General features: G+C 70.1%; 20 protein-coding genes. 8 read left to right on the forward strand and 12 right to left on the reverse strand.

What is annotated here, in order from left to right; genetic code table 11:
* Positions 1-10 precede the first annotated feature (10 nt).
* From lgt to ABVN73_RS25905, 3 genes are all read right to left on the reverse strand, one after another.
* Entirely contained in the window at positions 11-817 is an 807-nt protein-coding gene (lgt, locus tag ABVN73_RS25895; protein WP_353861467.1) for a prolipoprotein diacylglyceryl transferase, read from the reverse strand.
* A 57-nt stretch (positions 818-874) separates the two neighbouring features.
* The gene (gene rfaD, locus ABVN73_RS25900) at positions 875-1,861 is read right to left on the reverse strand and encodes an ADP-glyceromanno-heptose 6-epimerase (RefSeq protein WP_353861468.1); all 987 of its coding nucleotides are present in this window, start codon (positions 1,859-1,861) and stop codon (positions 875-877) included.
* Between the two features lie 123 nt (positions 1,862-1,984).
* Positions 1,985-3,685 (reverse strand): long-chain fatty acid--CoA ligase, encoded by a 1,701-nt coding sequence (locus ABVN73_RS25905; RefSeq protein WP_353861919.1) that lies wholly within the window; start codon positions 3,683-3,685, stop codon positions 1,985-1,987.
* A 374-nt stretch (positions 3,686-4,059) separates the two neighbouring features.
* Here ABVN73_RS25905 and ABVN73_RS25910 point away from each other — a divergent pair, with 374 nt between their 5' ends.
* The 3 genes from ABVN73_RS25910 to ABVN73_RS25920 all read left to right on the forward strand — a co-directional run bounded on the left by ABVN73_RS25910 (position 4,060) and on the right by ABVN73_RS25920 (position 6,158).
* A complete protein-coding gene (locus ABVN73_RS25910) occupies positions 4,060-4,515 on the forward strand; it encodes a cold shock domain-containing protein (RefSeq protein ID WP_353861469.1) in 456 nt (151 codons plus the stop codon).
* A 111-nt stretch (positions 4,516-4,626) separates the two neighbouring features.
* Positions 4,627-5,289: a chemotaxis protein gene (locus tag ABVN73_RS25915; RefSeq protein WP_353861470.1), complete on the forward strand. Its 663-nt coding sequence runs from the start codon at positions 4,627-4,629 to the stop codon at positions 5,287-5,289.
* A gap of 17 nt (positions 5,290-5,306) precedes the next feature.
* A complete protein-coding gene (locus tag ABVN73_RS25920; protein ID WP_353861471.1) occupies positions 5,307-6,158 on the forward strand; it encodes an HAD hydrolase-like protein in 852 nt (283 codons plus the stop codon).
* 55 nt (positions 6,159-6,213) lie between these two features.
* Here the strand turns inward: ABVN73_RS25920 and ABVN73_RS25925 are convergent, their stop codons facing one another.
* From ABVN73_RS25925 to bioF, 8 genes are all read right to left on the reverse strand, one after another.
* The gene (locus tag ABVN73_RS25925; RefSeq protein ID WP_353861472.1) at positions 6,214-7,296 is read right to left on the reverse strand and encodes a serine hydrolase domain-containing protein; all 1,083 of its coding nucleotides are present in this window, start codon (positions 7,294-7,296) and stop codon (positions 6,214-6,216) included.
* Positions 7,297-7,359: 63 nt separating this feature from the next.
* The gene (gene ppdK, locus ABVN73_RS25930) at positions 7,360-10,053 is read right to left on the reverse strand and encodes a pyruvate, phosphate dikinase (protein WP_353861920.1); all 2,694 of its coding nucleotides are present in this window, start codon (positions 10,051-10,053) and stop codon (positions 7,360-7,362) included.
* Positions 10,054-10,332: 279 nt separating this feature from the next.
* Positions 10,333-11,040, reverse strand: a complete 708-nt coding sequence (locus ABVN73_RS25935; protein WP_353861473.1) for a DUF2270 domain-containing protein — start codon at positions 11,038-11,040, stop codon at positions 10,333-10,335.
* A 55-nt stretch (positions 11,041-11,095) separates the two neighbouring features.
* A complete protein-coding gene (bioB, locus tag ABVN73_RS25940) occupies positions 11,096-12,079 on the reverse strand; it encodes a biotin synthase BioB (RefSeq protein ID WP_353861921.1) in 984 nt (327 codons plus the stop codon).
* A 43-nt stretch (positions 12,080-12,122) separates the two neighbouring features.
* Positions 12,123-13,439, reverse strand: a complete 1,317-nt coding sequence (bioA, locus tag ABVN73_RS25945) for an adenosylmethionine--8-amino-7-oxononanoate transaminase (protein ID WP_353861474.1) — start codon at positions 13,437-13,439, stop codon at positions 12,123-12,125.
* Complete coding sequence (gene bioD / locus ABVN73_RS25950; RefSeq protein WP_353861475.1) at positions 13,436-14,845, reverse strand: dethiobiotin synthase; 1,410 nt, start codon at positions 14,843-14,845, stop codon at positions 13,436-13,438. Before bioD ends, bioA begins: the two co-directional genes overlap by 4 nt.
* Positions 14,842-15,483: an alpha/beta hydrolase gene (locus ABVN73_RS25955; RefSeq protein ID WP_353861476.1), complete on the reverse strand. Its 642-nt coding sequence runs from the start codon at positions 15,481-15,483 to the stop codon at positions 14,842-14,844. Before ABVN73_RS25955 ends, bioD begins: the two co-directional genes overlap by 4 nt.
* On the reverse strand, positions 15,480-16,661 hold the full coding sequence (gene bioF, locus ABVN73_RS25960) for an 8-amino-7-oxononanoate synthase (RefSeq protein ID WP_353861477.1): 1,182 nt from the start codon (positions 16,659-16,661) through the stop codon (positions 15,480-15,482). Before bioF ends, ABVN73_RS25955 begins: the two co-directional genes overlap by 4 nt.
* A gap of 92 nt (positions 16,662-16,753) precedes the next feature.
* Between bioF and ABVN73_RS25965 the strand changes: the two genes are divergently transcribed.
* Together ABVN73_RS25965 and ABVN73_RS25970 are read left to right on the forward strand one after the other, a co-directional pair.
* Positions 16,754-17,194 (forward strand): GIY-YIG nuclease family protein, encoded by a 441-nt coding sequence (locus tag ABVN73_RS25965; protein ID WP_353861922.1) that lies wholly within the window; start codon positions 16,754-16,756, stop codon positions 17,192-17,194.
* A 180-nt stretch (positions 17,195-17,374) separates the two neighbouring features.
* The gene (locus ABVN73_RS25970) at positions 17,375-18,445 is read left to right on the forward strand and encodes a BMP family ABC transporter substrate-binding protein (protein ID WP_353861478.1); all 1,071 of its coding nucleotides are present in this window, start codon (positions 17,375-17,377) and stop codon (positions 18,443-18,445) included.
* Between the two features lie 120 nt (positions 18,446-18,565).
* Here ABVN73_RS25970 and ABVN73_RS25975 read toward each other — a convergent pair whose 3' ends face one another.
* On the reverse strand, positions 18,566-19,276 hold the full coding sequence (locus ABVN73_RS25975) for an RNA pseudouridine synthase (RefSeq protein WP_353861479.1): 711 nt from the start codon (positions 19,274-19,276) through the stop codon (positions 18,566-18,568).
* Positions 19,277-19,480: 204 nt separating this feature from the next.
* Here ABVN73_RS25975 and ABVN73_RS25980 point away from each other — a divergent pair, with 204 nt between their 5' ends.
* The 3 genes from ABVN73_RS25980 to galU all read left to right on the forward strand — a co-directional run bounded on the left by ABVN73_RS25980 (position 19,481) and on the right by galU (position 22,001).
* Positions 19,481-20,227: a VWA domain-containing protein gene (locus tag ABVN73_RS25980; protein ID WP_353861480.1), complete on the forward strand. Its 747-nt coding sequence runs from the start codon at positions 19,481-19,483 to the stop codon at positions 20,225-20,227.
* Between the two features lie 33 nt (positions 20,228-20,260).
* Positions 20,261-20,998 carry a DnaJ domain-containing protein gene (locus ABVN73_RS25985; RefSeq protein WP_353861481.1) on the forward strand — a complete coding sequence of 246 codons (738 nt, stop codon included), beginning with the start codon at positions 20,261-20,263 and terminating at the stop codon, positions 20,996-20,998.
* Positions 20,999-21,131: 133 nt separating this feature from the next.
* A complete protein-coding gene (gene galU, locus ABVN73_RS25990; RefSeq protein WP_145687224.1) occupies positions 21,132-22,001 on the forward strand; it encodes a UTP--glucose-1-phosphate uridylyltransferase GalU in 870 nt (289 codons plus the stop codon).
* The last annotated feature ends 8 nt before the right edge of the window (positions 22,002-22,009 follow it).

A 22,009-nucleotide genomic window follows, 5' to 3' on the forward strand; every position in this document is an offset into this window, starting at 1 on the left:
CCTTCCGAACTCAGACGGCGGCGGGGCGGCGGCGGGCCTGGGCGACCAGCCACGCACCGAACAGAACCATCGGCACCGACAGAAGTTGTCCCATCGTCGCCCCGGCGTAGAGGAAGCCGAGCTGCGCGTCCGGCTCGCGGAAGAACTCCGCGATGATTCGCGACAGGCCGTAGCCGATGAAGAAGATGCCCGCCGTCATGCCGGCCCGCCCGCGCACGGCGGGCATCCGCACCAGGATGGCCAGCAGGACGAAGAGGACCGCCCCCTCCAGGAAGGCCTCGTAGAGCTGGCTGGGGTGCCGCGGCACCTGCAGCGGATCGCGCGGGAACACCACCGCCCAGGACACCTCGGGCGCCGGGCGGCCGTACAGCTCGCCGTTGATGAAGTTGGCGATGCGGCCGAAGAACAGCCCGATGGGGGCCGCCGCGGCGATCAGGTCGCCGAAGGCCAGCGGCGACAGGCCGCGCTTCCAGCAGAACAGCAGGATCGCGCCCAGGACGCCGATCAGCCCGCCGTGGAAGGACATGCCGCCGTGCCAGACCATCAGCGCGTCGAGCGGATTCTGCAGGTAGAAGGGCAGGTTGTAGAACAGCACGTAGCCGATCCGCCCGCCCAGGATGACGCCGACCACGGCCCAGGTCAGGAAGTCGTCGTAATCCTCCGCCGAGGGGCGGCCCGGCGTGCCGCGGGCCAGCGCCAGGCAGTAGCGCCAGCCGAGCACGAAGCCCGCCAGATAGGCCAGCGCGTACCAGCGGATGACGATCGGCCCGAGTTCGAACGCCACGGGGTCGATGGCGGGGAAGGCGATGGCGAGCATGCGCGGCGGGTGCCTTATGTTGTTTGGGCGTTTCCCAGGTCGGGGGAGGCGGAACCGTCAGCGGTAGGGATCGGGCTGCGACAGGAAATCCTGGACGTAGCGGCGCACGCCCTCCTCCAGCTCGGTGAAGGGCCGGTCGAAGCCGGCGGCGCGCAGGCGCTCGGTGCGGGCCTCGGTGAAATACTGGTACTTGCCCTGAAGCTCGGCCGGCATGTCGAAATACTCGACGCGCGGCTCCATCCCCAGGGCCGCGAAGGTGGCGAGGGCCAGATCCTTGAAGCTGCGGGCCTTGCCGGTGCCGACGTTGAACAGCCCGCTGACCTGCGGGTTGTCGTAGAGCCAGAGCATCACGGCCACGCAGTCGTCCACGAAGATGAAGTCGCGGAGCTGGCCGCCGTCCTCGAACTCCGGGCGGTGCGACTTGAACAGGCGCGCCGGCTCCCCGGCCTTCAGCTTGGGGTGCAGCTTGGCGACGACGCTCATCATGTCGTCCTTGTGCCGCTCGTTCGGGCCGTAGACGTTGAAGAACTTCAGGCCCGCCCACTGCGGCGGCACGATGTCGCCCTCCGCCACCACGCGGGCGACGCGACGGTCGATCAGATGCTTGGACCAGCCATAGGCGTTGAGCGGGCGCAGGGCCGCCAGCGCGTCCGGCGACCCGTCGTCGTCGAAGCCGGCGGAGCCGTCGCCGTAGGTCGCGGCGGAGGAGGCGTAGATCAGCCGCGCGCCCCGCCAGGAGGACCAGCGCCACAGGTCCAGCGTCAGCGCCACGTTGTTGGCGACGATCCGGTCCACGTCGCGCTCCGTCGTCGCCGAGATGGCGCCGAGGTGGAAGATGACGTCGATCTCGGCGGCGTGCTGGTCGAGAAACGCCAGCGCGTTCTCCGGAGCGACGAGGGTGGCGAGTTCCCGCTTGGCGAGGTTCTGCCACTTCTCCCCGTCGCCGAAGCGGTCGATCACCGCGACGTTGGTGATCCCGCGCGCGGCCAGGGCCGCCACGAGGTTCGAGCCGATGAAACCGGCCCCACCGGTGACCACGATCATGCGCTTTTCCTTGCCGCCGGACCGAAAGAAAGGACGAGCGTCCTTATAGGGAACGGGGGGCGGAGCCGCAAGGTGGGGTGGGGCGTATGGCCACCCTGCGGTTCCGGAAGGGCGCGCGGCCGCTCATGCGCCCTTGCGCCGCGCCTCCTCCTCGTCGAGCAGGGCCTTGCGCGACAGCTTGCCGATCATCGTCTTGGGCAACTCGCCGCGGAACTCGACCGCCTTGGGCATCTCGATGGGGGAGAGCTTGTCCTTGAGGAAGTCGATCAGTTCCTCGCGCGTCAGGGTCTTGCCGTCGTCGACGCGGATGTAGGCCTTCACCGTCTGGCCGCGGTACTCGTCGGGCAGACCGGCGACCACGCATTCCGCGACGGCGGGGTGCAGGTAGATCGCCTCCTCGACGTTGCGCGGGTAGACGTTGAAGCCGCTGCACAGGATCATGTCCTTGATGCGGTCGACGATGTGGGTGTAGCCGTCCTCGTCCATGTAGCCGACGTCGCCGGTGTGCAGGCGCCCGTCCACCAGGGTCAGCGCCGTTTCCGACGGCTTGTTCCAATAGCCCTTCATCACCTGCGGGCCGCGGATGCACACCTCGCCCTTCTCGCCGACGGGCAGGACCCGGCGCGGCTCCTCCAGGCTGACGATCTCGATCAGCGTGCCGGGCAGGGGCAGGCCGATGGAGCCCGCCTTGTTCAGCCCGGTCACCGGATTGGCCGTGGCGACCGGCGAGGACTCGGACAGGCCGTAGCCCTCCACCAGGACGCAGCCGGTGTTCCGCTCGAACGCCTCCTTCACCTCCACCGGCAGGGGCGCGCCGCCCGACAGGCAGTAGCGGATCGAGGAGAGGTCGTACTTCTCCAGATGCCTGTGGTGGTTGATCGCCGTGTAGATGGTCGGCACCGCCGGAAACAGCGTCGGCTTCTTGGTGTGGATGGTCTCCATCACCTGGTCCAGCTCGAAGCGGGGCAGCATGACGATCTCCGCCCCGATGCGGATGCTGAAATTCATCACCACGGTCATGGCGAAGACGTGGAAGAAGGGCAGCACGCCCAGCATCCGTTCCTCCCCCTCCCGCGCGCCGACGAACCACAGGCTGCACTGCTCGGTGTTGGCGAACAGGTTGGCGTGGGTCAGCATGGCGCCCTTCGGCACGCCGGTGGTCCCGCCGGTGTATTGCAGCACCGCCACGTCCTCCGCCGGGTCGATGGCGACCGGCTTCGGGGCGCCGTCGTTGGCGATGAGGCGGCGGAAGGACAGGTGGCGGTCGTCCGCGGGGATGCGCGCGACCTCCGCCCGTTTGACGATGGGGAACAGCCAGTTCTTGGGGAAGGGCAGGATGTCGGCCATCGGGCAGATCACCAACCGCTTCAGCCCCGATTCGGCGAGCATCCGGGCCATCTTGCCGTACAGCACCTTGAGGTCGAGCGTGACCATCAGCTCGACGCCGCTGTCGGTGATCTGGTGGTGCAGCTCCCGCTCGGCGTAGAGGGGGTTGAAGTTCACCACCGTTCCGCCGGCCTTCAGGACCGCGAAGTAGCAGATCACGTAATAGGGCGTGTTGGGCAGGAACAGCCCGACGCGCACGCCCTTGCCGACGCCGATCGCCTGAAATCCGCGGGCGGCGCGGTCCACCATCCGCGCCACCTCCCCATAGGTCGAGCGCTTGCCCATGAAGTCGAGGAAGGGACGCTCGGCGAAACGGGCCGCCGCGTCCTCCAGCAGCGCGGTCAGCGGTTTCACCGGGATCGGCGCGTTCCAGTCCACGTCGGGCGGGTAGCCCAGGGTCCAGCTCTGGTCCGGCAATCTGCGGGCCGCATCCCCCATCATCGTTTTCCCTCCCATGTTCGGTTCTTGTTCGGCCCCGGTGCCCGTTCGGGCTTGTTCGACTCATGTTCGAGGGCCTTTGGCGCATTGTAGCCTTTTTCGTAACCCGTCATTCGGAGAAATGGTCCCTGCGACGGTCCCGCCGCCAGAGGCAAACGGCGGGTGTGAAGAAAAAATTACGCTGGAACCCCTATTTTCTGTGTGGCTAAATTCACGCTTGGCGGACGATCCGGCGATGCCGGGCGGCGCCGAACCCGTTCACCGCGCCGGGCGCCTCGACCGAAAGGTTCGAACTCGTGTCTACAGCCGACTCTCACTCCAGCGGCGCCCCGGGCGTCCCTTTCCCGGACGAGGGCGTCCAGGTCCGGGTCCTGATGAAATGGTTCGATCCGGTCAAGGGCTTCGGCTTCGCGGCTCCGCAGGATGGGACGGCCGACGCCTTCCTGCACATCTCTGTTCTGAGCCGGGCCGGGTTGCACGAAATCGGCGAGGGGGCGGAGCTTCTGTGCCGGGTGGTTCCGGGGGCCAAGGGGCCGCAGGTGGCCGACGTCCTGGAGGTGCTGAGCACCGGCACCCCCGCCGAAATCCGCAGCGCCCGCCCCGCCGCGGCGTCCGGACCCGAGGAGGAACTGACGGGCACCGTGAAGTGGTTCAAGCCGGAGCAGGGATTCGGGTTCGTCACCGCGGACGACGGGGCCAAGGACGTCTTTGTCCACAAGAGCGTTCTGCGCCGCTGCAACCTGACGGGCCTGGATTCCGGCCAGCGGGTGCTGTTGCGGGCGCGCGCCGCGCCGAAGGGGCGGGAGGCCTCCTGGGTCGTGCTGCTGTGACATGTCCCCCGGGTTCCGGCCGGACGGCGGGGCATACGGACTTGTTGTATTTTCCTTAAGCACCACGGATTACCATCGTCGACGTTTTCCGCCTCATCCAGGCTGACGGTGATGCCCCTGTCCGGTCCCTTCCACTTCCAATCCTCCGCCGGATTCGACCGTCGCGGCACGGGTGGTGACGGGGCGCGCGGGGACGGCAGCTATCTCGACCGCGAGTTCGGGGCCTATGTGGTGCCGGTGGTGCTGGGCCATCACCGGATCTCCGGCCGCGACGACGACATGCTGGTGACCACGCTCGGGTCCTGCGTCGCCGCCTGCATCAACGATCCGGTCGCCCGGGTCGGCGGCATGAACCATTTCCTGCTGCCCGGTTCCCCGTCCGGTGGCGAGGGGTATGGGGTGGCGACCCGCTACGGCAGCGTGGCGATGGAGTGGCTGATCAACGACCTGCTGGAGCGCGGCGCCTGGCGCGAGCGGATGGAGGTCAAGCTGTTCGGGGCCGCCCGCGTCATCGACACCAGCCTGGACGTCGGCGCCGCCAACGCCGCCTTCGCGGTTGACTATGTGCGGCGGGAGGGGCTGGCGCTGGCCGTTCGCGACCTGGGCGGGGACAAGGGGCGGCGCGTCCATTTCTTCCCGGCCAGCGGGCGGGCCTTCCGCCGCCTGCTGCGTCCGGAGGCGGAGCGGGAGACGGTGCATCAGGAGATGGACTACCTCCAGGCGCTGCGGCGTGCCCCCCTGGAGGGCGAGATGGAGCTGTTCGACCGGCGCTGAGGGCCGTGCCGGGACTTATGGCCGTACCGGCGCTGCGGCCGGATCGATTGGAAGCGCGGCGCCCGCGTCGTCGGTTCGGGGCAGCCCCTTTTCCGGCGGGCGACGAACGCCTTGGCGTTGCCTGGCAAGCGCCCTACAGTGACGTCGGCGGGGCGTTCCCTCCTGCAAGCCCGGCCACCGCGGCGGCCCAAAAAACAACGGCCCCAAAAACGACGGCCCGAAAACAACGAGACGGCTTTGTGGCTTATAAGCTCGCAATTTTCGACTTCGACGGAACGCTGGCCGACAGTGCGGATTGGCTGAAAAGCGTATTCAACCAAGTCGCTATCCGATACGGCTTCCAACAGATCAGCGATGAGGACTTTGCCGTCCTGCGGGGCCGCGACAACCGCGCCATCATCCGCCACCTCGGCGTGCCGGCATGGAAAATCCCGTTCATCGCCAGACACATGCGCGCATTGGCCGGGCGTGACGCCTCGACCATACCGCTGTTCGCCGGCTCGGCGGAACTGCTGCGCACATTGCACGGGCGCGGCGTGATCATCGCAATCGTGAGTTCAAACACGGAAGAGAACATACGGCGGATTCTTGGGCCGGACAACGCGTGCCTGGTCGCGCATTATGAATGCGGCGCATCGATATTTGGAAAGGCGTCCAAGTTCCGCCGCGTTCTGAGACAAGCCGGCGTCGTTCCCAAAGAGGCCATCGCCATCGGCGATGAGACCCGCGACATCGAAGCCGCCATGCAGGCCGACATCGCCGCGGGAGCGGTGGCGTGGGGATACGCGACGCCCGAATTGCTGAAATCCCGTTTCCCCACCCATATGTTCGAAACCATGGACGATATCGTCGCGACCCTGCTGCCCTGACCGGCCGGCCATTGCCCGGCCCCGCAGGCCCGGCCTGCGAAGGCAAGCGGCCGGATCATCCCCTCAGGATTTCGGCGGCCTCCACCGTCATCCATTCCGCCTGGTCGTTGTCCTCGCCATCGGTGAAGAGGGCCACGGTCACCGCGTCCTCCCCGGGCCCGCGGGGTGGGAAGTGGTAGGCGCAGGCGGACCCGCCCGGCCCGCCACCGGTGTGCCCCCAATAGGGGCCGGCCTGACCGTCCCGCTCCACCATCAGGCCGAGGCCGTAGCCCGGCTCCACCCAGGGGCGCCCACGCATGGTGCCGGGCACCGGGAAGGAATCGTGCATGCGCGCCGCCAGGACGTCGGGCAGCAGGCCGCCCGCGAACAGCGCGTGGAGAAGCCCGGCGATGTCGGCCGCCGTCGCGGCCACCACGCCATGGGCCACCCAGCCGGGATGGTAGAGGGCGGCCACGTCGGCGGGCGGACCGTCCTTGCCGCCCAGATAAGGGCTGGGTCCGGTCCACAGACAGGACAGGTCGCCGCGGTCCGTCGGCACCGACCAGCCGGTCAAGGCCAGCGGGCGGAACAGCTCACGGTCCAGGGCCTGGGCGAAGGGCAGGTCGGTGACCCGCTCCAGCACCCGCTTCGCCAGCAGGTAGCCGATGTTGGAATAGGAGAACTCCCGCCCCGGCGGTGCGAACAGGTCGGCGGCGCGGCAGCGCTCCAGGAACCCATCCTCGCTCCACGGCTCCTCGCCCGCCCGCACGGCGGCGTGGTAGGCGGGGCTGCCGCCGTAATTGCGCAGTCCGGCGCGGTGGGCGAGCAGTTGGGCCAGGGTGATCCGGCCGGCCGCCGCGAAGTCGGGCAGCCAGCGGTCCAGCGGGGCGTCGGGGTCGATCCGGCCTTGTCCGCACTGGCGCAGCAGGGCGGCGGCGGTCAGGGTCTTGGTGACGCTGTAGACGAGGAAGCGGGCGGCCGCCGGCGGCGGCGCCGCACCGCCGCGGGCGAGGCCGGCGGTCCAGGACCGCGGCCCCGAACGGACCGCCACCACCGCGGCGCGGGCGGCGGCGGGGCCGTCGCCCTCGTCGAGGCAGGCGGCAAGGCGGTCGGTCAACCGGTCGATGTGCCGGGTCGGAAGGGCGGCGGCAGTGTCCACGGAACCATCCCTCAAAAAACGAAGGCCCCCAGAGCTGGGGGCCTTCGCGTCGTCGGGTGCCGGTCAGTCGCGCTTCACCGTATCGGCGTCGAGCGCCGCCTGGGCGGCGGCCAGACGGGCGATCGGCACGCGGTAGGGCGAGCAGGACACGTAATCCAGCCCGACCTTCTCGCAGAAGGAGATGGAGGCCGGGTCGCCGCCATGCTCGCCGCAGATGCCGAGCTTGATGTTCGGACGGACCTTGCGGCCGCGCTCCGTGGCGATGGCGATCAGCTCGCCGACGCAGTCCTGGTCCAGCGTCTGGAACGGGTCGTGCTCCAGGATGCCCTGGCGCTGGTATTCCGGCAGGAAGGCGCCGGCGTCGTCGCGCGACAGGCCGAAGGTCGTCTGGGTCAGGTCGTTCGTGCCGTAGGAGAAGAACTCCGCCGTCTCGGCGATCTCATCGGCCTTCAGTGCCGCGCGCGGCAGCTCGATCATCGTGCCGACCATGTACTCGAACGTGACGCCGGTCGAGTCCATGACCTCCTTGGCGACGCGGTCGATGACGGCCTTGAGGATGTCCAGCTCCTTCTTGGTGACGATGAGCGGGATCATGACCTCCGGCATCACCGTCTCGCCCGTGGTCTTGGAGACCTCGGCGACCGCGCTGAAGATGGCGCGGGCCTGCATCTCGTAGATCTCGGGGTAGGTGATGCCGAGGCGGCAGCCGCGATGGCCGAGCATCGGGTTCGCCTCGTGGAGCTGCACCACGCGGTGGTTCACCCTGAGCTGGTCGGTGCCGGTGGCCTTGGCGACCTCCGCCATCTCCGCCTCGGTGTTGGGCAGGAACTCGTGCAGCGGCGGGTCGAGCAGGCGGATGGTCACCGGCAGACCCGACATGATCGTGAACAGCTCGACGAAGTCCTTCTTCTGGAAGGGCTCCAGCTTGGCCAGCGCGGCGCGGCGGCCGGCCTCGTTCTCGGCCAGGATCATCTCGCGCACCGCCAGGATGCGGTCCGGGTCGAAGAACATGTGCTCGGTGCGCGACAGGCCGATGCCCTCCGCGCCGAACTTCCGCGCGGTGCGGGCGTCCAGCGGGGTCTCCGCGTTGGTGCGGATCTTCATGCGGCGCAGCGAGTCGGCCCAGCCCATCAGCGTGGCGAAGTCGCCCGACAGTTCCGGCTGGATGGTCGGCACCTGGCCCAGCATCACCTCGCCGGTCGAGCCGTCGATGGTGACGATGTCGCCTTCCTTGATGGTGACGCCGCGGACCGACATGATCTTGGACTTGTAGTCCACGCGCAGGTCGCCGGCGCCCGACACGCAGGCGCGGCCCATGCCGCGGGCCACCACGGCGGCGTGGCTGGTCATGCCGCCGCGGGTGGTCAGGATGCCGCGGGCGGCGTGCATGCCGTGGATGTCCTCAGGCGAAGTCTCCACGCGGCAGAGGATGACCGCCTCGCCCTGGCCGGCCAGGGTCTCCGCCTCGTCGGCGGTGAAGACGACCTTGCCCGAGGCCGCACCCGGCGACGCCGGCAGGCCCTTGGCGATGACCTTGCGCTCCGCCTTCGGGTCCAGCGTCGGGTGGAGGAGCTGGTCGAGCGAGGCCGGGTCGATGCGGCGCACGGCCTCCGCCTTGTCGATCAGCCCTTCCTCGGCGAGATCGACGGCGATCTTCAGCGCCGCCGGGGCGGTGCGCTTGCCGTTGCGGGTCTGCAGCATGAACAGCTTGTTCTGCTGGACCGTGAACTCGATGTCCTGCATGTCGCGGTAGTGCTTCTCCAGCGTGAGGCGGACCTCGTTCAGCTGGTTGAAGACCTCCGGCATGACCTCTTCCATGGCGGGGAGGTCGGACTTGTTGGCCTCCTTGCCGGCGATGGTCAGGTGCTGCGGCGTGCGGATGCCGGCCACCACGTCCTCGCCCTGGGCGTTGACGAGGTATTCGCCGTAGAAGGCGTTCTCGCCGGTCGACGGGTTGCGGGTGAAGGCCACGCCGGTGGCGCAGTCGTTGCCCATGTTGCCGAACACCATGCACTGCACGTTGACGGCGGTGCCCCAATCGGCGGGGATGTCGTGCAGCTTGCGGTAGGTGATGGCGCGGGCGTTCATCCAGGAGCCGAACACGGCGCCGACGGCGCCCCACAGCTGCTCCTGCACGTCCTGCGGGAAGGGCTTGCCGAGTTCGTGCTCGACGGCCTTCTTGTAGTCCTCGATGACGGCCTGCCAGTCGGCGGCGCTGAGGTCGGTGTCGAGATTGTGATTCTTGTCGCGCTTGTGGTTGTCCAGGATCTCCTCGAAATGGTGGTGGTCAACGTCCAGCACCACGTTCGAGTACATCTGGATGAAGCGGCGGTAGCTGTCGTAGGCGAATCGGGCGTCGCCCGAGCGCTTGGCGAGGCCGGCGGCGGTCGCGTCGTTCAGCCCGAGATTCAGCACCGTGTCCATCATGCCCGGCATGGAGGCGCGGGCGCCGGAGCGCACCGAGACCAGCAGCGGGTTGGCCGGATCGCCGAAGGTGGCCCCCATGGCCTGCTCCAGCCGCTTCACCGCGCCTTCCACCTGGGCCTTCAGCTCCGGCGGATAGTTGCGGCCGTTGGCATAGAAATAGGTGCAGACCTCGGTTGTGATGGTGAAACCCGGAGGAACCGGGAGGCCCAGATTGGCCATCTCGGCCAGATTGGCTCCCTTGCCGCCGAGCAGGTTCTTCATGTCCGCCCGGCCTTCGGTGGCATCGGCACCGAAGCTGTACACCCACTTGTTCTCGCCCTGGCTCGCCATCGTGAAATCCTCGTTCACCTCTATGGTCGTCCGGCCGTCGGCTGTGCGGGGAACCGGTGAAGATCAGCCCGGCGAACGGGTGTCCTTCTGGTATGACCGCGCAACCGCATCCGATGGAGCCCCTTCTAGCCCCCCGCGGAAGGAGAACACAAGACGATCCGTTGCATAGCGTGAGCGCGACGGTGCTGATCCCATTTATGCCACGGCGCGCAAAAGGGGCAGGCCGGACGGAAAACTACCCCTTATCCCTTGCGCAAAAAGGGAAATCCGCTGCGGCCCTCACGGGCCGCGGGCGAGATCGAGCACGGCGTCGGTGGCGGGCGGCGGCGGCCGTTCGCGGTCGGCGCCGCGGCGGCTGCGGAAGGTCCGGAAGGCGATGGCCATCCAGGTGCCGTGGAAGGCCATGCCGCACAGCAGGACGATCTCCCCCGGCACCGGCCCGATGGTCGCCCGCGCGAACAGCTCGTCCAGGCTCGACAGCGGGACCGGGTGGATCATCAGCTTGCCCAGATAGGCCACCACCTGGATCAGGAAGATCCAGCCGTAGTTCCGCCGCAGCCGGCGGCCCACCGCCTCCAGGTAGGTGATGTGCAGGTTGGGGTGCTGGTAGTCCTGGAACAGCGTCTCGTTCCAGCCCCGGGCGAACTGGTCGCCCTGGCCGCGCAGGATGGGGCCGAGGAAATACAGCTCCAGCACATGGGCGCGGATTCGCCAGAAGTCGAAGAAGCGGTAGCGCCGCGCCTCGATGTAGAGGAACACGGCGACCAGCAGCCCCACCAGCACCAGCGGCAGGGGAGAGGCGGTGGCGCTGCTGAAGGTCAGCGAGAGGGCGATCCCGGTGGTCACCACCGCCCAGTTCGTGGTCGCGTCCAGCCGGGTGCGCCAGACGGTGCTGCGGTAGATCTCGGCCCTGTAGAGGTGCGACAGGGCCGTGACCTCGGCCGGGGTGTAGTGGGTCTTGGGTGCTTTGGCGGCGATGTCGTCCATGCTCGGCGTCCTCCCCCTGGCTTTTCTTGGCGCAGGGGCCGGGGACGCCGGCGCGTCAGTGGGCGCCGCCGTCGGCCTCCAGCCCCAGCCGGTCGAACAGCCGCCGGTCGGCCTCATGCTCCGGGTTGCCGGTGGTCAGCAGCTTGTCCCCATAGAAGATGGAGTTCGCGCCGGCGTAGAAACAGAGCGCCTGCCCCTCGTCGCTGAGCGAGCGGCGGCCCGCCGACAGGCGGACGTAGGAGCGCGGCATCAGGATGCGGGCGACCGCGATGGTGCGGATGAACTCGAAGGGGTCCAGCGGGTCGACGCCGCCCAGCGGGGTTCCGGCGACCGACACCAGCTTGTTGATCGGCACGCTCTCCGGCTGCGGCGACAGGTTCGCCAGGGTCTCCAGCAGGCCGGCGCGGTCCACCCGGCTTTCCCCCAGCCCGACGATGCCGCCGGAGCAGACCTTCAGCCCGGCGTCGCGGACGTTGGCCAGCGTGTCCAGCCGGTCGCGGTAGCTGTGGGTGGAGACGATCTGCTCGTAGAACTCCTCCGACGTGTCGAGGTTGTGGTTGTAGTAGTCGAGCCCGGCGTCCTTCAGCGCGTCGGCCTGCGGGCGGGTCAGCATGCCCAGCGTCATGCAGGCCTCCAGCCCGAGGTCCTTCACGTCGCGGACGATGTTGGCGAGCTTCTCGACGTCGCGGTCCTTCAGCTCCCGCCACGCTGCCCCCATGCAGAAGCGTCCGGCGCCCGCCTTCTTGGCCTTCTCGGCGGCGGCGCGCACCTGGGCGCGGTCCAGCAGCTTCTCCGCCTCGACGCCGGTGTCGTACTTCACGCTCTGCGCGCAGTACTTGCAGTCCTCCTGACAGCCGCCGGTCTTGATGTTCAGCAGGGTGGAGAGCTGGACCTTGTTCGGGTCGTGGTGCCGGCGGTGCGTCTCGTGGGCGCGGTGCAGCAGCTCCATGAAGGGCAGCTCGAACAGGGCCAGGATGTCCTCGCGGGTCCAGCGCCGGGCGGTGGTGGAGGCGGCGGGGGTGGAGTCCGCGGTCTGCATGGCGGTGTCGGGCATGGTCGGTCCTTGGATCAGAAGAGGCGGATCAGAGAAGGCTGTCGGCGGCGTCGCGGATCGCGGCGTAGGCGCGGTCCAGCTGCCCGTCCGTCACGCAGTAGGGCGGCAGCAGGTATATCACGGGGCCGAGCGGGCGCAGCAGCAATCCCCGCTCCAGGAAGAAGCGCTTCAGCGTCTGCCCGACCGCGGCGGTGTAGCCCTGCGCGTCGGTCACCTCGATGGCGGCGATGGTGCCCATGACGCGCCCGCGCGACAGCTTCGGGTGCCGGGACAGGTCGGCGATGGCGGCGCGGTGCCGGTCCTCGATGCGCGCGAGGTTGGCGGCCGTCTTGGCCGACGTGGTCAGCTCCAGCGAGGCCAGCGCCGCGGCGCAGCCCAGCGGGTTGGCGGTGAAGCTGTGGCCGTGGGCGAAGGCCCGGTCGAAGCCGGCGCCGAGGAACGCCTCGTAGATCGAAGCGCCGCAGGCGGTGACCGACAGCGGCAGGAAGCCGCCGGTCAGGCCCTTGGACAGGCAGATGAGGTCCGGGGCGACCCCGGCCTTCTGGCTGGCGAACAGCGCGCCGGTGCGGCCGAAGCCGGTCATCACCTCGTCGAAGATGACCAGACCGCCCGCCGACCGCACCCGCGCGGCCATGGCCCGCAGGAACTCCGGCCGGCAGAAGCGCATGCCGGACGCGCCCTGGACCAGCGGCTCGATGATGACGGCGACCAGTTCCGCGCCGTTGGCGGCCAGCCAGCGGTCGAGCCAGTCCAGCGCCTCGGCCTCCTTCGTCCCGACCTCCGGGTCGCCGTCCCAGGTGGCGGGGTAGGGCATGCGGTCGACGGCGAACAGCAGCTCCTGGAACGGCTCGTAGAAGCCGGAGCCGACCCCCGCCGCCATGGCGCCGAAGGTGTCGCCGTGGTAGCTGCCCTCGAAGGCCAGGAAGCGCCGGCGCTGACCCTCGCCCCGGTTGCGCCAGCACTGCCAGGCGAGCTTCAGCGCGACCTCCACGGCGGTCGAGCCGTTGTCGGAGTAGAAGACGCGGTCGAGGTCGCCCGGCAGCACCTCAGCCAGCCGGGCGGCGAGGCGGGCGGCGGGGCTGTGGGTGAAGTCGGCGAAGATCACCTGCTCCAGCTTGTGCGCCTGCTCCGCGATGGCCCCGGCGATGGCCGGGTGGGCGTGGCCGTGCAGATTCACCCACCAGGAGGAGATGAGGTCCAGGATCTCCCGCCCGTCCTCGGTGAACAGGCTGACCCCTTTGCCGTGGGTGACGGCCAGCGGCTCCGGCGCGGTCTGCGCCTGGGTGAAGGGGTGCCAGACGTGGCGGCGATCCAGGGCGATGGTGCCGGGGGCGGTGTCGGTCATGGAAACACGCTGTCGAAGGAAGGAATGAGGGACGCCGCCCCGGCGACGGCTTCGGTGTCGATTCGGTCGAGCGTGGGAATCTCGGCCAGCACGCGGACCTTGCCGAACCGCTCGATGGCGGCGCGGTTGCCGGGGTTGGGGGGGCCGTTCAGCACCACCCCGGCCACCGCCAGCCCGCGCGCCCGCAGCGCCTCCAGGCTCAGCAGCGTGTGGTTGATGGTGCCCAGCGTGCTGCGCGCCACCAGCACCACCGGCAGGCCGAAGCGGGCGATCAGGTCGATGATGAAGACGTCCTCCGTCACCGGAACCAGCAGCCCGCCGGCCCCCTCCACCACCAGCGGACGGTCGGTGTCGGGCAGGGCCAGGGCGTCGGGGTCGATGGCGACGCCCTCCAGTTCCGCCGCGGCGTGGGGGGACAGCGGCTCGGCCAGGGCGTAGGCCGGCGTGTGGACACGCTCCGGGGGCAGGGCGGCGAGGGCGGCGACGGTGGGCGTGTCGCCGGCCTCGTCCTTCAGGCCGGTTTGCAGCGGTTTCCAATAGGCGGCGCCCCAGGCCCGCGCGAGCACGGCGGACACCAGCGTCTTGCCGACGCCGGTGTCGGTTCCGGTGACGAACACCCCGTTCGGGCGGGCGCCGTCCTTGCGGAACAGGCCGTAGGCGATGTGGTGGGTCATGGTCACTCCTTCCGGGCGTTCGAGCCGGCGCAGCACGCGGCGCAGCGCGCCCGGCGGCAGGGGGCGGCGGCCCTCCGCCGGCAGATGGGCGCCGATGCCCTTCAACTCGGCGAGGAATTCCAGCCCGTCGGCGTGACGGCGGAGCAGCCGCTCCTCCTCCACCGATCCGCGGCCTCCGGCGGGCCACAGCCGGTCGAGGTCATGGCGGGTGGGGTAGGTGGGCACTCCGGCCTCAAGCCCCAGCGCGTGGTGGGCCTCCCGCCACTCGCGGAAGCTGTCGGCGGCAAGCGTGGCAATGGCGATGCGCCCTCCCGGCGCCAGCAGCCCCACCCAGTGCGCCAGAGCGGTGGCGGGGTTACGGAACCATTGCAGGGCGAGGCTGGAGACGATGAGGTCGAAGGGGCCGTCGAGGTCCGGTTGTTCCCCGTCCACGATCCGGAACGCTGAGTCGGTCGGGTTGCCCAGCGTGGCGCGGCAGCGCGCCAGCATGTCCGGCGACAGGTCGGTGAGCAGCCAGTCCGCCGGCCCGATCCGCTCGCGCAGGGCGCGGCTGAGGAAGCCGGTGCCGCAGCCGATCTCCAGCACGCGGGGGCGGGCCGGCAGGGGCAGGCAGGCGACGCGCTCCGCCAGACGCTCCGCCGCGGCGCGCTGCACGGCGGCGTGCTCCTCGTAGCCGGGGGCGGCCTTGCCGAAGGCGGCGGCGATGGCGGCCTTGCGCGGGTCGGTGGTCATGCGGCCAGTCCGGCGGCGAAGGCGGCGATCCGTTCCGCGCACCAATCCGGTGCCGTCAGCGGCAGCAGATGCCCGCCTTCGGGGTGCCATCCGACGTCAATTCCGGCGAGCGCCTGTTCGGTCATGGCCGGCGGGACGATGGGGTCCTGCGCCCCCGCCAGGGCCAGCGCCGGGCCGACGAGCGCCGCGCGGGCGTCCCAGTCGCGCAGCGCCCGCAACGCCGCGCCCAGCCGGGCCGCATCCAGCCCCTCGGGCCGTGGAGCCTCGACGCCGCAGCGGTGCAGGAAGTCGCCGGTCACCGCTTGCGGCGCGGCGTCGAAGCGCGCGACCATGCGGTCCAGCAGCCGGCGCGGCGTGGCGGGGGCGAAGCCGTCGCCCTCGGCGAAGCGGGGAAAGCCGTTGACCAGAACCAGCCCGTCCCAGGCGAAGGGCCGTTCGTGCAGCAGCCACAGCCCCCCGAAGGAATGGCCGACCGCGACGACGGGGCGCCCTGCGGCAATCATAGGAAATGACGGCGGGCCGTAGAAGCCGAGATCCACCGCCACGCTCTCAGCGTCCGGCAGGGCAGCGCGCACCGCGTCCCAGACCCTGGGGCCAAAACCCCAGCCATGGACGAAGACGAACAGCGGTCCGGTCATCGCGGGCTCCAGGCATCGGCGACCGCACCCGTCAACGCGTCCATGTCGGCGTCCGTGTGGGCGGCGGACAGGGCGAAGCGCAGGCGGCTGGTGCCCGGGGGGACGGTCGGCGGACGGATGGCGATGCCCAGGATGCCGTGTTCCTCCAGCCGCCGGCTGAGCGCCAGCGCGTCCTCCTCCGCCCCGACGATGGCCGGGACGATCTGCGTGCTCGACCCCGCCGTGGCGATGCCCAGCCCGTGGAAGGCGGCGCGCAGCCGCTCCGCCATAGCCTGGAGCCGGGCGCGCTCGGCGTCCAGGGTCGGAACGAGGTCGAGCGCCGCGTCCATCGCTCCCAGAACGGCGGGCGGCAGAGCGGTGGCGTAGATCAGCCCGCCGCAGCGGTTCACCAGATAGTCGCAGAGCGCCCGGGACCCCGCCACATAGGCGCCGAAGCCGCCCAGCGCCTTGCTGAAGGTGCCCATGGCGAGGTCCACGCGCCCCTCGCCCAGCGCCGCCAGCCCCATCCCGCGCGGGCCGAGCACGCCGGTCGCGTGCGCCTCGTCGAGGAACAGGACGGCGCCGTGCCGCTCCGCCAGCGCGGCGAGCGCCGGCACGTCGGCGCGGTCGCCGTCCATGCTGAAGACGCTTTCCGTCACGATGAAGCGCGCGCCCGGCTCGCCCGCGCGCTGGGCCAGCAGGGTTTCCAGATGGCCGAGGTCGTTGTGGCGGAAGCGGATCTGCCGCACCCCGGCGGCGGCGCAGCCATGGTGCAGGCTGGCGTGGTTCAGCCGGTCGGTGAAGACCAGCGCGTCGCCGCCCAGAAGCTCCCGGTCGAACAGCGCCGGCAGCACCGCGGCGTTGGCCTGCCAGCCGGAATTGAACAGAAGCGCCGCCTCCGTCCCCTTCAGCCGGGCGAGCTTCGCCTCGACCGCCGCGTGGATCTCCAGCGTGCCGCAGACGAGGCGCGACGCCGTGGCTCCCGCCCCCCAGCGCCCCGTCCAATCACGGGCGCGCTCCACCAGCAGGGGGTGGGAGGCGAGGCCGAGATAATCGTTGCTGGAGAAGTTCAGCAGCGTCCGCCCGCCGCGCCGGATGCGCCCCGCCCCCTCCGGGCGCACGGGCAGCAGGTGGCGCCGCGTGTGGCGCCCGTCGAGGCGGTCGAGATGCTGGCGGAACAGAGGGTCGAGCAGGGACATGATGCGGGCGTGATAGCAGAGCGCGCCGCTGGGGTGAAAGGTCCGAATAGCACGGGTGCCCCGGCGCTCCGGCGGGCGTAGACTGCGTGGCCATGCCGCCCGACCCGCCATTCCACGACCGCCCCGATGCCCTGCCGCCCGTGCCCGGCGCCTACGCGCTGCTGGTCGCGCTGGACCGGGACCTGCCGCTTCGCCTGCCCGGCAAGCCGGAGCGCGTGCTGGTGCCGGGCCGCTACCTTTATTGCGGCAGCGCGCGCGGGCCGGGAGGCCTGCGGGCGCGGGTCGGGCGCCATTTCCGCCGGGGGAAGCCCGAGCGCTGGCACATCGACCGGCTGACCGCGGCCGGCCGGATGCTCGGCGCCTGGATCGTTCCCGGCGGCGACGAATGCGCCCTGGTGGCGGCGCTGTCCGGCCTGCCGGTGCCGGTTCCCGGCTTCGGCAGCAGCGATTGCCGCCGCTGCGCCAGCCACCTGCTGCATTGGCCGGACGGGACGCCAATCGCGCTGCCCGGTGCGCCCGCCCGGTGCGTCTGATTTGAGGATCTGGATGGCCCCCGGCTTGGCAATTGAGGCGAATTGCTTGGTATGACCATCCTCCAAGGGTTATAGTCTCCCGTCATCGGGAGGCGCATGAAGACATCGATCCACAACCGCCGGGCCCACAGCCGCCGAGATGTCCTCCGGGCTTTCGGAGGCGCTTTCGGGGCCGCGGCCATGCTTCTGGCGGCGCCCCGGGCGTCGGGGCAATCGGCACCGTCCGCCCTTGGATCGCCCGACCTGGGCGTCGGCGTCCTCTATTGCGGCGACCGCGCGGATTTCGGTTTCAACCAGGCCCACGCGGAGGCCGCCCGCGCCCTGACCGGCCTGCCCGGCCTGCGGCTGGAGGAGCGCGATCACGCCGCCGGCGCTCTGGCCGCCACGGCGGAGGAGCTGGTCGGTCCCCAGGGCTGCCGGGTCCTCATCGTCACCGCCGCGGGCGACGCCCTGCCGGGGCTGCTGGCCCAGGCCGACGCCCACCGCGACACGGTGTTCCTGTTCTCCGACGCGCCGCTGGACCGCGACCGTCTCCCGATCAACACCGGCTTCTTCGAAGGCTATCTGGAGGAGGCGCAGCACATCTCCGGCCTTGTCGCCGGCTACGCCAGCCGGGCCAAAACGATCGGCCTTGTCGCCTCCCATCCCGCGCCGGACGTGTTGCGCTGCGTGAATGCCTTCGCGTTGGGCGCCCGGCGCGCCGATTCCGCCGCCGCGCTGCGCGTCGCCTTCGTGGGCGAGGCGGCGACGCCGCGGCAGGTCGCCGAGGCCGCCCGCGCGCTGGCCGACGGCGGCGCCGACGTGCTGGCCGCCCAGCTCGACGGGGCGCGCCCGGTCTGCGAGGTGGCGGAGGCGCACGGCATCCTGTGCTGCGGCCTGCACACCGACCTGTCGGCCTTCGCGCCGCAGGGGCTGCTGACCGGGGCCGAATGGGCCTGGGAGAAGGCCTACGCCGAGGCGGTCGCGCTGATCGCCGCGGGCAAGCCGTGGAAGCATCTCCGCCAGGGCGGTTTCGACCAGGGCTTCGTGCGCAACACCGCCTACGGTCCGGCGGTGGGGGTGGAGGCGCGGGCGCACGCCGACGCGGCGCGGATGCAGCTCGCCAACGGCAACGCCGCGGTCTTCCGCGGGCCGATCCAGGACAACACCGGGCGGACGGTGGTCGCCAAGGGCCGGGCCCTGCGCGGCGGCGACCCGGCGCTTGGCCGCATGGTCTGGCTGGCCGACGGCGTCACCGAGGTCGGGCGCTAACCTCTCCCCAAAGCGGATTTTTATTCGCTTTGGACTCATATGGCCTCAATTGCCGGCCGCGCTTCGGCCGCATGGGCGGCCGGGACCGCCGTCGCGGTCCTGAGCGGACTGCATTCCGCTTCACCGGCCCGAATCGCCGGTCCAGCCGCAGGCGGCCAGGGCGTCCCGCATGTGCGGCGGGGGCGGCGCCACGGCGGTGACCGGCTCGCGGTCGAAGGCCATGGTGAAGGTCACCGTCCGCGCCAGCAGATGCAGGTTTCCCGGCGGCACCCGCACCGGACCGTAATAGGGCTCGCCGACCAGCGGGCAGCCGATGGCCGCGCTGTGGACGCGGAGCTGGTGGGTGCGCCCGGTGCGCGGCCGCAGCTCCAGCCAGGCCCGCCCGTTGCCGGTTCCCAGCACCCGATACTCGGTGAGGGCGGGCTGGCCGGTGGGGTGCGTCACGATGTTCCAGGCGCCGGGGATCAGCAGTTTCAGCAATGGGAAGTCGATGACCCCCTCCGCCTGCTCCGGGACGCCCTCGCTGACCGCCCAGTAGGTCTTCTCGACATGGCCGGCGGCGAACATGTCGCCCAGCCGCTTCAGCGCCCAGAGCGACCGCCCGAGCACGAGGCAGCCCGCCGTGTCGCGGTCCAGCCGGTGGGCCAGCCGCGGCGGCGTTCCGTCCCCCTCCGCCAGGAAGGGCAGGTAGAGGTCGAGATGGTCGGTGATCCGCCCGGCCTTGTGCACGGCCAGCCCGGCGGGCTTGTCGATGATGAAGACGTCCGCATCCTCGTGCAGGATCCGGGCGCGCAGCGTGGCGGGGGTGAAGGTGGGACCGGCGTCGCTCATGGGCGCACCCAAGCACGGCGAGGGGAGAGGGGCAAGCCCGCCGGCGGTGCTGCGCCGCGGAACCACATCGCCGCGCGGCCTGTTGCCCAGACAGCGGCGCTTCCAACCTGACCGGCGACCTGTCCGGGCGCGCATGTCTGGACCCACGCCGCCACGCCGCCCATCTTACGGAATCACGAAACACCGCGCGAAGGGATACGGGCGATGGGGGAACGCGACAATCTGCCGGCGCAGCAGCGGTCCACCCAGACCGAGGTGGACGATTTCCTGCGCCGCGTGGCGACCCTCCCGCGCGCGCCGGGCGGTCCGCGCGGGCGGCTGATGTTCGCCATGGACGCCACGGCCAGCCGCGAGCCGACGTGGGACCGCGCCTGCCAGATCCAGGGGGAGATGTTCCAGGCGACCTCCGCGCTGGGCGGGCTGGACATCCAGCTCGTCTATTACCGGGGGTTCCGGGAGTGCCAGGCCAGCCCGTGGGTCGGCAACGCGCAGGACCTGCTTCGGCGGATGACCGCGGTGTCCTGCATGGCCGGCCAGACCCAGATCGCGCGCGTGCTGGGGCACTGCATCAAGCAGACGCGGGACCGCAAGGTCAACGCGCTGGTCTTCGTCGGCGATTGCATGGAGGAGGACGTCGATCATCTCGCCCATCAGGCGGGACAGTTGGGTCTGCTCGGCGTGCCGGTCTTCATCTTCCACGAGCGGGGGGACCTGATCGCCAAGCGCGCCTTCCAGACCATCGCGCGGCTCAGCGGCGGCGCCTATTGCCCGTTCGACGGCTCGTCGGCCCAGCAACTGCGCGACCTGCTGAGCGCGGTCGCCGTCTACGCGGCGGGCGGCCGGGCGGCGCTGGAGCATTACAGCCGCGGGCGGAGCGACGCGGTGCGGCTGCTCACCAGCCAGCTCGGGAGCGGTCAGGGAGGACGCGGAGACCAAACCCATGCATCATAGGGCAGGATTCGGCTAGAAATGGGGCAGAGCGGGATGTTTGGGTTTTTTCTCCTGGGCATCGCTCTGGTGGCCGGCCTTGCCATGCTGGCCCGTGTCTTCGTGTCCGCAGACCCGCGTGCGCTCGCCACGGCGGTGCGCTATGGCGGGATCGCGCTGGCGGCCGTGACGGTCGTCGTGCTCACCCTGACCGGGCGGCTGGGCACCGCCATGATGCTGGGGGCGCTGGCCTTCCCGCTGCTGACGCGCTGGCGGACGCTGCGCGACGCCTTCCGCCCCTCGTCCTACGGAGCGGCAAGCGGCGGGCAGACCTCGCAGATCGAGACGCTCTATCTGCGGATGACCCTGCAGCACGACAGCGGGGCGATGGCGGGGGAGGTCCTGCACGGGCCATGGCGCGGGCGGACGCTGGAGTCGCTGACATTGGAGCAGGTGCTGGCGCTTCTGGCGGAGTGCCGGCGTGACGATCCGCAATCGGCCGCCGTCCTGGAGGCGTGGCTGGAGCGTTCCCATCCCGGCTGGCAGACGGCCGGGGAGCAGTCCGCGGGGGCGTCAAACAATTCCGGTTCGAAGGACAATGGCGGCGGTCGCGGCGGCGGTTCTATGACCCGTGACGAGGCCTATGATATTTTGGGGTTGTCGGTTGGCGCCACACCCGAACAGGTAAAGGACGCCCACCGAAGGCTGATGATGAAAGTGCACCCAGATCATGGGGGGTCCACCTATTTGGCGGCCAAGATCAACCAAGCGAAGGATTTGCTGCTGCGCAACTAACCTTTTGCCGGGTTACGGAAGGGGAGTTGCGTCACCGAATTGCCTGTGGCAGAAAGCTGGACGAGCGTTTTGCAAAGCTGCGAATCGTCTCCATATTCGAAGTATTTCCTCAAGCAACCACAAGAGAACCCCAATGCGAAAGCCTGTGCGCAAGGTGGTGTTCCCCGTCGCCGGTCTCGGTACGCGTTTTCTGCCGGCGACCAAGGCGATTCCAAAGGAAATGCTGCCTTTGGTCGACCGGCCTCTGCTTCAGCATGCCGTGGAAGAGGCGCGGGCCGCCGGCATCGAGGATTTCGTGTTCGTCACGGGCCGCAGCAAGCGCGCCATCGAAGACCATTTCGACACCGACACGGAACTGAACCGCACCCTTGAGGAGCGCGGCAAGCAGGACGCCCTCGATGTGGTGCGCCACAGCGAGATCGCGCCGGGCCGCTGCTTCTACACGCGCCAGCAGGTCCCGCTGGGCCTCGGCCACGCGGTGTGGTGCGCGCGGGCGGTGATCGGCAACGATCCCTTCGCCATCGTCCTCCCCGACGACTTCGTCCAGGGCGACACCCCCTGCCTGAAGCAGATGGTCGACGCCTACAACGAGGTGGGCGGCAACATTGTCGCCGTCGTGGACGTCCCGCGCGAGCGGACCAGCAGCTACGGCATCCTGGACGTGGAGAAGGACGACGGCCGTCTGGCCACCGTCCGCGGCCTCGTCGAGAAGCCGAAGCCGGAAGAGGCGCCCTCCACCCTGTCGATCATCGGCCGCTACATCCTGCAGCCGGAAGTGTTCGACCATCTGGAGAAGCAGCAGCGCGGCGCCGGCAACGAGATCCAGCTGACCGACGCCATGGCCAAGCTGATCGGCACGCAGCCCTTCCACGGCCTGCGCTTCGAAGGCACCCGCTACGATTGCGGCGACAAGGTCGGCTTCATCGAGGCCACGCTCGCCCACGCGCTGCGCCGTCCGGACATGGCGGACAAGGTCCGCGACATGCTGCGCAAGTACTGCTGACGCGGACG

This window comes from Azospirillum formosense (assembly GCF_040500525.1).
GTDB lineage: Bacteria > Pseudomonadota > Alphaproteobacteria > Azospirillales > Azospirillaceae > Azospirillum > Azospirillum formosense_A.